The organism is Mesorhizobium sp. M1295 (assembly GCF_040318135.1).
Lineage (GTDB): Bacteria > Pseudomonadota > Alphaproteobacteria > Rhizobiales > Rhizobiaceae > Mesorhizobium.
On record NZ_JAMYLU010000014.1, the window covers coordinates 56130 to 68327 of the forward strand.

The 12198-nt window shown below is 62.1% G+C and carries 10 protein-coding genes; 3 read left to right on the plus strand and 7 right to left on the minus strand.

The genetic code is table 11. From position 1 onward, the window contains the following. Window positions 1-90: 90 nt before the first annotated feature. On the minus strand, window positions 91-2049 hold the full coding sequence (locus NKH29_RS19675) for an acetoacetate--CoA ligase (protein ID WP_023719391.1): 1959 nt from the start codon (window positions 2047-2049) through the stop codon (window positions 91-93). 182 nt (window positions 2050-2231) lie between these two features. On the opposite strand from NKH29_RS19675, the gene NKH29_RS19680 reads away from it, so the two are divergent. Next, entirely contained in the window at window positions 2232-4082 is a 1851-nt protein-coding gene (locus NKH29_RS19680) for an AsmA family protein (RefSeq protein WP_023719392.1), read from the plus strand. An 11-nt stretch (window positions 4083-4093) separates the two neighbouring features. Here the strand turns inward: NKH29_RS19680 and NKH29_RS19685 are convergent, their stop codons facing one another. The 5 genes from NKH29_RS19685 to NKH29_RS19705 form a co-directional block, all read right to left on the minus strand. Next, window positions 4094-4912 (minus strand): ABC transporter permease, encoded by an 819-nt coding sequence (locus NKH29_RS19685; protein ID WP_023719393.1) that lies wholly within the window; start codon window positions 4910-4912, stop codon window positions 4094-4096. Continuing rightward, the gene (locus NKH29_RS19690; RefSeq protein ID WP_031194151.1) at window positions 4909-5877 is read right to left on the minus strand and encodes an ABC transporter permease subunit; all 969 of its coding nucleotides are present in this window, start codon (window positions 5875-5877) and stop codon (window positions 4909-4911) included. The genes NKH29_RS19685 and NKH29_RS19690 overlap by 4 nt, the downstream gene beginning before the upstream one ends. Before the next feature lie 9 nt (window positions 5878-5886). After that, window positions 5887-7026 carry an ABC transporter ATP-binding protein gene (locus NKH29_RS19695; RefSeq protein WP_023719395.1) on the minus strand — a complete coding sequence of 380 codons (1140 nt, stop codon included), beginning with the start codon at window positions 7024-7026 and terminating at the stop codon, window positions 5887-5889. Window positions 7027-7098: 72 nt separating this feature from the next. After that, window positions 7099-8199: a polyamine ABC transporter substrate-binding protein gene (locus tag NKH29_RS19700; protein WP_023719396.1), complete on the minus strand. Its 1101-nt coding sequence runs from the start codon at window positions 8197-8199 to the stop codon at window positions 7099-7101. A gap of 352 nt (window positions 8200-8551) precedes the next feature. Further along, entirely contained in the window at window positions 8552-9499 is a 948-nt protein-coding gene (locus NKH29_RS19705; protein ID WP_023719397.1) for a DMT family transporter, read from the minus strand. A gap of 201 nt (window positions 9500-9700) precedes the next feature. On the opposite strand from NKH29_RS19705, the gene NKH29_RS19710 reads away from it, so the two are divergent. Together NKH29_RS19710 and NKH29_RS19715 are read left to right on the plus strand one after the other, a co-directional pair. Then, window positions 9701-10027, plus strand: a complete 327-nt coding sequence (locus tag NKH29_RS19710; RefSeq protein WP_023719398.1) for a methyltransferase domain-containing protein — start codon at window positions 9701-9703, stop codon at window positions 10025-10027. Between the two features lie 9 nt (window positions 10028-10036). Next, the gene (locus NKH29_RS19715; protein WP_352817611.1) at window positions 10037-10492 is read left to right on the plus strand and encodes a class I SAM-dependent methyltransferase; all 456 of its coding nucleotides are present in this window, start codon (window positions 10037-10039) and stop codon (window positions 10490-10492) included. Window positions 10493-10535: 43 nt separating this feature from the next. Here NKH29_RS19715 and NKH29_RS19720 read toward each other — a convergent pair whose 3' ends face one another. Continuing rightward, complete coding sequence (locus NKH29_RS19720; protein ID WP_023719400.1) at window positions 10536-11987, minus strand: helix-turn-helix domain-containing protein; 1452 nt, start codon at window positions 11985-11987, stop codon at window positions 10536-10538. Window positions 11988-12198 lie beyond the last annotated feature (211 nt).

Below are 12198 nucleotides of genomic sequence, written 5' to 3' on the forward strand. Positions count from 1 at the left end.
ATTTACCAATGTGTACCACTCATGAAATCTAGGTAAATTCCGCGGAGACATTTCGTTAACCATGACCCGGTTCCAGCCCGGGCTTCATGCTCAGTCGGCAAGCTGCGGCAGATTGCGGAACAGCTCGAGCGCTTCGGGATTGGCGAGCGCTTCCTTGTTCTTGATGGCGCGGCCATGCACCATGTCGCGGACCGCGAGCTCGGTGATCTTGCCCGATTTGGTGCGCGGAATATCGCTGACGGCGACGATCTTGGCCGGCACATGGCGCGGGCTCGCCCCGGTGCGGATTTTCGCGCGGATGCGTTTTTCCAGCTCGGCATCGAGCTCGACGCCGGCAGCCAGCCGCACGAACAGCACGACACGCACGTCATTGTCGAAATCCTGGCCGATGCATAGCGCTTCGAGGATTTCCGGCATCTGCTCGACCTGATTGTAGATTTCCGCCGTGCCGATCCTAACACCGCCCGGATTGAGCGTGGCGTCGGAACGGCCATGGATGATCAGCCCGCCATGGGCGGTCCATTCGGCGAAATCGCCGTGGCACCAGACATTGTCGAAGCGCTCGAAATAGGCGGCCTCGTATTTCTTGCCGTCAGGGTCGTTCCAGAAGCCGATCGGCATTGCCGGAAACGGCTTGGTGCAGACGAGCTCCCCCTTCTCCTTGCGAAGCGGACGGCCATCATCGTCCCAGACGTCGACGGCAAGGCCGAGGCCGGGTCCCTGGATCTCGCCGGGCCATACCGGTTCGATCGGCACGCCGAGCACGAAGCAGGAGACGATATCGGTGCCGCCGGAGATCGAGGCGAGATGCACGTCCTTCTTGATGCCTTCATAGACGAAACGGAAATCTTCCGGCGACAGCGGCGAGCCGGTCGAGGAGATGGTGCGCACACTGGAAAGATCATGCGTGTGGATCGGCTTGAGGCCGGCCTTGCGCACGGAATCGATGAATTTGGCCGAGGTGCCGAAATAGGTCATCTTCTCGGCATCGGCGAAGTCGAACAGCGCATTGCCGTCCGGGTAGAAAGGCGAGCCGTCATAGAGCAGCAAGGTGGCGCCCGACGCCAGGCCCGACACCAGCCAGTTCCACATCATCCAGCCGCAGGTGGTGAAATAGAAGAAGCGATCGCCGTCGAGCAGGCCGGCATGCAGCCGCTCTTCCTTGACGTGCTGGATCAGCGTTCCGCCGGCTGAATGGACGATGCATTTGGGGATGCCGGTCGTGCCTGACGAAAACAGGATGTAGAGCGGATGCGAAAACGGCAGCCTTTCGTAACTGACAGGCCTGGCGGCAAAGGGTGACAGCGCCTCCTCCAGCGCAGCCGCCTTGCCGATGGTTGCCGCGACGTCGGTCGACGTGCCGAGATAATCGACGATCAGGACTTTGCGCACGGTGGCGAGCTTCGCCACCACAGCCGCGATCTTGTCGGCGACTTCGATCGCCTTGCCATTGTACCAGTAGCCGTCCGGCGCGATGAAGACGACAGGCTCGATCTGGCCGAACCGGTCGAGAACACCCTGCTCGCCGAAATCTGGGGAGCAGGACGACCAGACGGCGCCGATCGAGGCGGCAGCCAGCATCGCCGCAACGGTCTCCGGCATGTTCGGCATCATCGCGGCGATGCGGTCGCCCTTCTTCACCTTGAGCGACAGGAAGAGCTGTTGCAGGCGCGAGGTCAGCGCATGCAGCTCGTTCCAGGACAGCCGCCGCTCGACCTTGTCCTCGCCGCGAAAGACGACTGCGTCGCCAAGCCCGGTTTTCTTCAGAAGATTCTCGGCGAAGTTCAGCTTCGCGTCAGGGAAGAAGGTCGCGCCGGGCATCTTGTCGCCATCGACCAGCACGCGTTCGCCCTTGTCGCCGACGATGCCGCAAAAGTCCCAGACCAGGCTCCAGAAGGTCTCGCGGTCATCGATCGACCAGCGATGCAGGTCGGCATAGGAGGAGAAAGCCTTGCCGGCCCTGCTCGCCGCGGCGTTCATGAAGGCGGTCATCGGCGCTGCGTCGATCTGCTCTTGCGTCGGCATCCAGAGCGGTGCGTCGTCGGCCATCATTGTTCCTCCGCAGGCTGCATCGCTTATGCATATCGCGATGCAGCAGAGCAAGATTTTGTTGGACCGCGCCGGTCAGGGTGTGCGCAAATGCCATCGCCGGGCCATAAAGACTTGAAATGCGTCAGCCGTCGGTTACACCCGTCGGGCGATTTTGTCGGAATGGAAGCATACGGGGCGATATGCCATCACCTTTGATCCGACGCGGAATATGGGCGATCGGCGCAGCCGTCACCGTCGTCGCGCTGGTCGTTGCAGCCTTGCCGTTGATCGCCTCGACCCGTATCGTGCGTGACCGCATCGCGTGGGAAATGAGCGCCTGGAGCGGTTTCAGGGTCACCATCGACGGCGCGCCGCGCATCGAGGTCTGGCCGAATTTCCGGGCGATCCTGAGCGACGTGACGCTGTCGCAATGGACAGAGACGGATGCACCGCCTGTGATCGAGGCCGAACGGGTCGAGGTCGACCTCTCGGCCATGGCGGCGCTGCGTGGCGACGTGGTGTTTTCGACGGCGCGGCTGGTGCGACCGACGATCAGGGTTCAGCGTACCGCGAGCGGGTTTTTCCTGCCTGCGATTCCGAGCGGCGGGCGCATTACGCGTTCGATCGATGCTGCCCGCGCGGTGATCAACACAAATCCCGCCAAGCCGGATCTCGGCAAGCTGCCGGCAGATCCGTTCGGCACAGTCGAGTTCAGGGATGGCCGCGTGGTCGCCGCCATCGGCGGCAAGGACCAGGAGATATTGAGCAGCCTGAGCGGCCAGGCGAATTGGGCCGCGATGAACAGCAATGCGACGCTGTCGGCGACCGGGATATGGCGCGGCGAAAGCGTTTCCGTCGACGCCGCATCGCCGAACCCGCTTGTGCTGTTTGGCGGCGGCGCAGCACCGGTCACGCTTTCCTTCAAGGCGGCGCCGGCCAGCTTTTCCTTCGACGGGCTGGCCAGCATGTCGGAGAACGGCTATTTCGACGGCCAGGCAAAATTTGCCGCACCTTCGCTGCGACGCGTGCTCGAATGGTCGCAGGCCGGCATCGCGCCCGGTGCGGCAATCGGCTCGATCTCGGTTTCAAGCAAGATCACGGCGACGGCCGGGCGCATCAAATTCGAAAATACGGCCCTGACCCTCGACAACAACCCCGGAATGGGCGCGCTGGACTTCACCTACGGCGAGGCACTGCCGGTGATCTCCGGCACACTTGCCTTCGATACGCTCGACCTCAGATCGTTTCTCTCCGCCTTTACCCCCGTACCATCCGCCGGCGCCGCCGGCCCGGGCGAGATCGACACAAGCTTCGCCGACCGGATCAATCTCGATCTCAGGCTGTCCGCCGCGCATGCCACGGCAGGTGCAATCCAGCTTGCCGACGTCGCCGCCACCGCCCAGGTCAAGAACGGCCTCGCCGTCTTCGACATCTCCGATGCGTCCGCCTTTGGCGGCAACGTCCAAAGCAGCGTCCGTTTCGACCGCAAGCCCGCCGGCACGGAAGTCGAGATCCGGCTGCTTGCTTCCGACATCGACGGCGGCGCTTTCGGCACCGCGGCCGGGATGACGCGGCTGGTGCCGATCGGCACCGGAACCGTTTCGGTCATCCTCAAGGGGCCGGGCAGAACCTGGGACTCCATTTTCGAAAACGCCAATGGCTCGCTGTCCGCGACCTTCGGCGCGGGTGCGCTGAGCCGGCTTAACCTGCCGGCGTTCCTCAAGCACACCGAACAGGGTGGATTCTTTGCGCTTGACGACGTCTCGGACGGAACGCTGCCGATCGACGGGGCCGAGCTCAAGGCGAGCGTTTCGAACGGCGTGGCGCGCATCGACAAGGCCGAGGTGAATTCCGCGCAATACAAGATCTGGCTTTCCGGCATCGCATCCTATGCCGGACGCGGGCTGGCGCTGTCCGGCGGCATCGTCCAGCCGAGCCAGGCTGCCACGCAGACGAACGGCCAAGCGCCCAAGCAGTCGTCGTTCTTCGTCGGCGGCACCTGGAGCACGCCGTTCATCTCGCCGATAAGTCGCGGTGTTTCAGGCGAGTAAGCAGCAGGAACTCAACCTCGCTGCGCCGCCTGCTCGTCGCGCTGGCGCTGCACCTCGCGGCGTTTGTTTGCGAGCGAAGCGATGATCACGCCAACTGCGACGATCGCGATCAGAATGGTGCACGCCGCGTTGATTTCCGGCGTCACGCCAAGGCGGACCTGGCTGTAGATCTTCATCGGCAGCGTCGTGGCGCCGGGCCCCGAGGTGAAGCTGGCAATAACCAGGTCGTCGAGCGAGAGCGTGAAGGCCAGCATCCAGCCAGAGACGATCGCCGGCATGATGACCGGCAGCGTGATCTGGAAGAAGGTCCTTACCGGCGGCGCACCGAGATCCATCGCGGCTTCTTCCAGCGAACGATCGAACGTGATCAGGCGCGATTGGACCACCACAGCGACGAAGCACATGGTCAGCGTGGTGTGGGCAAGCGTCACCGTGAGAAAGCCGCGGTCGAAGCCGACAGCGACGAAGAGCAGCAATAGCGACAGGCCGGTGATGACTTCCGGCATGACCAGCGGCGCAAACACCATGCCGGAAAACAGCAGCCGGCCGCGAAAGCGCGTGTAGCGCGTCAGGGTGAGCGCCGCCAGAGTGCCGAGCACGGTCGCCACGGTGGCCGAGATGACGCCGACGCGCGCCGTCACCCAGGTGGCGTCCATCAGACCCTGATTGTGGAACAGCGACACGTACCATTTCGTCGAGAAGCCGCCCCAGACGGTGACCAGCTTCGACTCGTTGAAAGAGAACACGACGAGCAGGACGATCGGCAGGTAGAGAAAGGCAAAGCCGAGCACGATCGAAACGATGTTGAAGCGGCTCCAGGTAGCGTTCATAGGTCCTGCTCCTGGGCACGCGCCTGGGCTCGCTGGAAGAGCATGATCGGCACGATCAGCAGCAGCAGCAAGATGACGGCAACGGCAGACGACACCGGCCAGTCGCGGTTGCCGAAGAATTCGCTCCACAGCGTCCTGCCGATCATCAGTGTCTGCGAGCCGCCGAGCAGATCGGGGATGACGAACTCGCCGACGGCGGGAATGAACACCAGCAGGCAGCCGGCGATGACGCCGGGCAGCGACAGCGGGAAGGTGATCTTCCAGAAGGCGCTGGTCGGCGGGCAGCCGAGATCCTTGGCGGCCTCGATCAGCGAATTGTCCATCTTCTCCAATGCCGAATAGAGCGGCAGGACCATGAACGGCAGATAGGAGTAGACGATGCCAATGAAGATCGCCGTGTAGGTGTTGAGGATGATCAGCCGATGGCTGATGATGCCAGTGGCGAGCAGCAACTCGTTGAGCAGGCCCTCGGGCTTGAGAATGCCTATCCAGGCGTAGACACGGATCAGGAACGAGGTCCAGAACGGCAGGATCACCAGCATCAGCAAGGTCGGGCGGATCGTCGCCGGAGCGCGTGCCATGCCATAGGCGATGGGATAGCCGATCACCAACGTCAGGACCGTCGAGATGGCGGCGACGATGACGCTCGTCACATAGGCGTTGAAGTAGAGCGCGTCCTGCGTCAGCCAGATGTAGTTGTCAAAATTGAGCGCGCCAAACCACGCGACAACCCCGGAAACGCCGTCGCGGAAATCGAGCACCGGCGTGTAGGGCGGCATGGCTATCGCGGTCTGCGACAGCGAAATCTTAAAGACGATGATAAAGGGGACGAGAAAGAAGAACAGCAGCCAAAGGTAGGGGATGATGATGACGAGACGGCTAACCAAAGCCGCTCCCAGCCTGGCCAAGGCGGATTTGCCGGCAGCGCTTGCCGAGGAGCTTGTTGCGGCGGTGACAGCGGACATGATCAGTCCCTACCGTGTCAGCACGACGCCGGCGTCGGGTCGGAAGGAAACCCAGGCGCGGTCGTTCCAGGTCAGCGGATCCTCGGTGATGCGTGCCGCGTTCATGGTACTCGCCCGCACCACCTGACCGTCATCCAGCCTGACGTGATAGATGGTCATGTCACCGAGATAGGCGATGTCGTAGACCTCGCCCTCGATGGCGTTGACGGCACCAGCCGGTTTCGTGGAGGAAACCTTGATCTTCTCCGGCCTGATAGCAAAGGTAACGGACGTTCCGGCGGCGGCACGGCCGGCATTTTCGGTGCGGATGGTGATGCCGTTGCCGGCGTCGATGCTTGCGCTGCCGGCCTCGCCAGCCGCGATCTTGCCGTCGAACATATTCACATTGCCGACGAAGCCGGCGACGAAGCGGGAACCCGGCGCCTCGTAGACCTCGGCCGGCGTCGCCACCTGCATCACCTCGCCCTTGTCGATGATGGCGATGCGGTCGGCCATCGTCATCGCCTCTTCCTGGTCATGGGTGACGACGACGAAGGTGAGGCCAAGGTTCTGCTGCAGGTCCATCAGCTCGAACTGCGTTTCCTCGCGCAGCTTCTTGTCCAGCGCGCCAAGCGGCTCATCGAGCAGCAGGACTTTCGGCCGCTTGGCCACCGAGCGGGCCAGTGCGACACGCTGGCGCTGGCCGCCCGACAATTGGTGCGGCTTGCGTTTGGCGAACTGCTCGAGCTTGACCAGCTTCAGCATGTCGGCGACGCGCTTGTCGATATCGGCCTTGGCCATGCCTTCCTGCTTGAGGCCGAACGCGATGTTGTTCTCGACCGTCATGTGCGGAAACAAGGCGTAGGACTGGAACATCATGTTGACCGGCCGCCGATATGGCGGGATGCCGCGCAGATCCTGGCCATCGAGCAGGATACGGCCGGCGGTCGGTTCCTCAAAGCCGGCAAGCATCCTGAGCAGCGTCGATTTCCCGCAGCCCGAGGCCCCGAGCAGGGCAAAGAATTCGCGTTCGAAGATGGTCAGCGACAGATTGTTGACGGCAGTGAAGTCGCCGAACTTCTTGGTGACGTTGTCGAACTGGATGTATGGCTTGGCATTCGGATCGTTCCATGGCGCGAAATCCCTGCGGATGCTGCCAAGCGATTTCATGTCCCACTCCGTGCCTGATTCTGCCCCTGAAAAACGACCCCGGCAGTCAGCCACCGGGGTCGCGTCAGATCACTATTGTCCCGTGATGACCTTGGTCCACGATCTGGTGACGAGACGTTGCGTCTTGGGGTCATATGGACCGACAGTGAACAGCTTGGCCAGCGTCGAGTCATCCGGATAAATGCCCGGGTCATCAAGGATCTCCTTGCTGACGAGCGGCTGAGAGGCCTTGTTGCCATTGGCGTAGAAGACAAAGTTGGTGGATTTGGCAATAACTTCTGGTCTCATCATGTAGTTCAGAAATTCGTGTGCCTCGGCGACATGCGGTGCATCGGCCGGGATCGCCATTTCGTCGAACCACATTTCCGCACCTTCCTTTGGAATCGTGTAGGCGATGTCGACCCCCTTTTTCGCTTCCGCCGCACGGTCGCGGGCCTGGAAGAGATCCCCCGAAAATCCGACAGCCACGCAGATGTCGCCATTGGCGAGCGCGTTGATGTATTCCGACGAATGGAATTTGCGGATAGAAGGCCGGATGCTCAGCATGAGTTCTGTGGCCTTGGCAAGGTCGTCAGGAGAGGTCGAGTCAGGCTTGAGGCCAAGATAGTTCAGCACAGTCGGAAAAATGTCTGTAGGCGAATCCAGGAAGTACACGCCACAATTGGCGAGCTTGGCGATATTCTCCGGCTTCAGGACCGCATCCCAGCTGTCGATCTTGTCGACGCCGAGGGCTTCCTTCACTTTCTCGGTGTTGTAGCCAATGCCTGTGGTCCCCCACATGTAGTTGACCGAGTATTCGTTGCCGGGGTCGAACTTCGCAACCCGCTCCATCACCACGTTCCACATATTGGAAAGGTTGGGCAGCTTCGACTTGTCCAGCTTCTGATATACCCCGGCCTGGATTTGACGGGCCAGGAACGGGCTTGCCGTCGGCACCACGACATCGTAGCCGCTACCACCGGCAAGCAGCTTGGTTTCGAGAATTTCGTTGGAATCATAGGTGTCGTAGACGACCTTGATGCCGGTTTCCTTGGTGAAGTCGTCGATGATCGAACTGTCGATATAGTCCGACCAGTTGAAGACATTGACGACACGGTCCTCGGCATGCGCGCCCAAGGTAAAAACTGCCAGAAACGCCGAAGTCGCCGAAAGCCAGAGCGCTTTGCGGGTCATGCTATTCTCCTTTGATGAGTGTTCCGTCGCCAGCTCGTCGCGGCGTGCGCCCGGCTGGGCATTTGCTTCAGGGTATTGAGCTTGCAGGCAGGCGACAAGCGCGAATTGCCGGCGCCATTATGGTTCGGCGACGAGGCGACAGTGAAGACTTGGCGTGGCGCTGGTGGTGTTGCGGCGCCGTCAGAAGCTTTCGCTACGGCGCGCGCAGGGAGACGACGATGTTGTCCGGCCTCGATGCAGCCGGCATGGAGACTTGGCAAGATACGCCTGTCTTGTTGTTGCCGTGATCGCAGCCTGCCCGCGCGGCTGCGACATTGTCAATGGTCCATCTCGCTTTGGCGCGCGCGCTGCATCAATTAGGCGAAGGCACACCGGTGACGCCCGCCCGCTGCGGCCGCGTCTGGCGCTTGAATTCGAGCCCGATATGGACGAGGAGCGCCGTGATGACGACCGCACCGCCGACGATGGTGCGCGCCGACGGCACCTCGGAATGAATGAGCCAAACCCAGATCGGGCCTAGGATCGGCTCGAACGTGCCGAGTAGCGCCGCCACGGCGGCCGGAACAAGCCGGGCGCCGGTGGCGAAGAAGGCGAGGCCGAGCCCCAGATTGACCACGCCGAAGGCAAAAAGGAAGCCCATGTCGTGGCTGGAAACGCCCAGTGCCGACGCCTGCGATGCCGCAAAGGCGGCCGCCAGCATCGTGCCGAGGCAGGTCGCCGGGGTCATACGCACATGGGCAAAGCGGCGCGTGATGACGGTGGCGATCGAGAACATGACGGCAATGAGCAGCGCCAGCCCGTCGCCGATCGGCGATACGGCGCCATCGAGCGATTCCGAGACCATGATGGCGACGCCAGCAATGACGGCGGCGATCGCCAGCCAGGTCGCCACGGCCACCCGCTCGCGAAACAGCGCCCAGGCAAACAACGCCGCCAGAAGCGGCACACCGGCCTGCATCAACAGGATGTTGGCGACGGTGGTATAGGCAAGCGCCACGACGAAAGAGGTCGACGCCGTGGCGAAACAAAACGCCACCGCAAGGCCGGCCAGGCCCATGCCGCGAAACAGCTTCAGCGTGCCACGCCAGCCGTCGCGCCAGACCATGAAGCAGAGCAGGAAGGCGGCGGCCCAGACCGAGCGCCAGAACACCACCGTCCAGCTGTCGCCGGCATCGATGAAACGGGCAATGGTACCGCCGAGGCTCCACATCAGCGCCGACAGGAACACCAGCAGGAAACCGATACGCTCCTCATTTCGCGGAGGCGAAACAGCGATCTGCGGTGATGATATGTCGGTCATGAGTCGGACTGTCGGCGATTTCGAGGCGGCACGATGCACAGCGGACGACAGAAACGTGCCTTAATCGCGTAACGCAAAGACGGGGATGGGGAGTGATCCAGCATCGTGTTCCATTTGGCGCACCGACAGGTGCACAGAGATGCCCGATCATCGACAGACGCCCCATGCTCGACGTACGGTGCAAATGTATAGGGCGCCCCCATGGATGAGCCATTCTACAAAACGGCGGCGATTGGCTATGACGAGTTGTTCGCCCGTGCGACGAACTCGTTTATCCCGTCCTTGCTGAAGGCAGCACGGATTGCGCCTGGCCATCGCGTGCTCGACGTCGCAACGGGCACCGGAGCGGCAGCGCAAGCCGCTGCCATCATTGTAGGCCCTTCCGGCGCCGTGATTGGCGGCGACATCTCGCCGGCCATGCTCGAATCCGCCAAACGCAATTTGAAAGACCAGCCAATCACCCTCGCTACGTTCGACGCTCACGCGCTTCCTTATGAGGACCGTCGGTTCGACGCAGTGACCTGTTAGCTTGGGCTCATGTTCTTCTCGGACCAGCTTGGAGCGCTTTCGGAATTTCGCCGGGTTCTGCGCCCCAACGGCTGGACTGCAGTTAGCGTGACGACGACGCCAGAGCGTTCTTTGTTCGCCAGAATAGGTGCGGTAATCGCCCGCTATGCCCCTGAGAAAGCTGAAAAGCTAAATCGCTTCTTTTCCATCCCTGACGCGACGTGCTTGCACAGCTTGCTCCATCGCGCCGGGTTTCGAAAGATTGACGTCCAGCTCGAAACGTGGCCCATCAAGTTCTCGTCCTTCGACGACTATTTCAGAGGCATCGCCAAGGGCGCAACATTGAGCGGTCAGGAGTATGTCCAGCTTCCTCCGGATATGAAGCACATCGTGCGCGAGGAGGTCTGGCGCGGGCTAGCTTCGCCGAGCCCTGGAGAGCCGCTGACGATTGAAATGGACGTTCTGATAGGCAGCGGTAGCCGATAGAAGAATGCGCCCGCGGCACGATCCCCGGCAACTCTGTTTGCCGTCACTGAAAATCGAACGCCGACAGTCCCGTCACCATTTCGTCGAGGCCGAGCGGGCGTGTCACCGGTGGCTCGGCGCGGGCGAGGCAGCCGATGCGTTCACACAGCCGGCAGGCAGCGCCGACCGGCGTAGCCGACACAGCGGCGTTCTGTCCGGCCTTGCCGATGGCGGCCGGCCCCGGCAACGCTGCTCCATAGACGATCTCATCGCGAAAACCGATGTCGCAGCCGAGCAGCAGCGCTGTGCGGCGCGGTCGCTCGGCAAACGAGCCCTGCGGGCCTTCGAGCGTGCGGGCGATGCAGAGGAACGCCGCACCATCTGGCATTTCCACGGCCTCGACCAGGATCTGGCCGGGTTGGCCGAAGGTGGTATGGACCGGCAGCTTCGGACAGCCGCCGCCGAAGCGGCTTTGCGGAAAGCCGTGGCTGCCCGCCTTGCGGAAGCGATTGCCGGCACTGTCGACCTCGAGCATGAAGAATGGCACGCCCGACGCACCCGGCCGCTGCAGCGTGGTCAGCCGGTTCGCCGCTTGCTCGAAGGAAACGCCGAAGCGCGACCGCAACATGTCGATGTCATAGCGGGCGCGGACCGCAGCGGCGTGAAAAGGCTGATAGGGCATCATCAGCGCGTGCGCGGCATAGCGGCCGAGCTCGAAACGGGCGAGCCGGCGGGCTTCGTCCGTGGCCAGCTTCAGCGCCTGGATCTCGACAGCGACAGCAACGCTCATGCGGATCAGGCAGGCCTCCATAGCCACCTCGCGCAGCTGATCGAATGGCGACAGGCGCTCGGACAGGAACAGGCGCTGCGAGTGACGGTCATAGCGACGGCGCCAGTTGGGCATGGTGGCGACCGGCAGTACTTTGACGACGACGCCGAATTCACGCCGCAGCCAAGCCTTCAACGCACTGAACAGATCGTCGCCGGGATCGAGCACCGACGTGAATGCCTCGGCTTCCTCTTCGAGCGCGGTAAAATGGTTCGGCCGGCGTTCGAAAATCTCATGCACCTCGTCGATCGGCAGCCGGGCGCCGGAGAGTGCGGTGGCTTTGCCCTCACGCGCGAGCAGCTCGTTGAGATCGGATAGCCGCGCGGCCTGCTCGCGATAGGCGCGAAACAGCTTTATCACAGCGGCGGAAGCGTTGGGCGCCGCCTCGGCAAGCTCGATGAGTTCCTGGTCGCCTGGCAGTTCGCCGGCCAGCAACGGATCTGAAAACACTTCCTTCAAATCGGCGACCGAACCCCTCGCCTCGCCCTGCAATTCATGTGGGTCGACCTTGTAGACGGACGCCAGTCTCAGGATCAGTTGCACCGTCAACGGCCGTTGGTTGCGCTCGATGAGATTGAGATAGGACGGCGAGATGCCGAGCCCTTCGGCCATCGCCGTCTGGGTCAGGCCCTTGGCGTTGCGGATGCGACGAATGCGCGGCCCGGCAAAGATTTTATGGTCGGCCAATCGACTGTCCTTGACAAGAATTTACATCCGCTGATGGCATGGCGGCGTTTACAATCATGACAAATTTACAGCTCTCATCAGTCAAACACAACACAGGTTTTCTCTTATTTTATGGCCAATTTCGGAGTTTGTCTCGCTTGCCTAGTGCCGACATGTAAATGATGTCACGCACACGGCGCACATATTCCTTCTGTACGGCGTTTCCGAAACC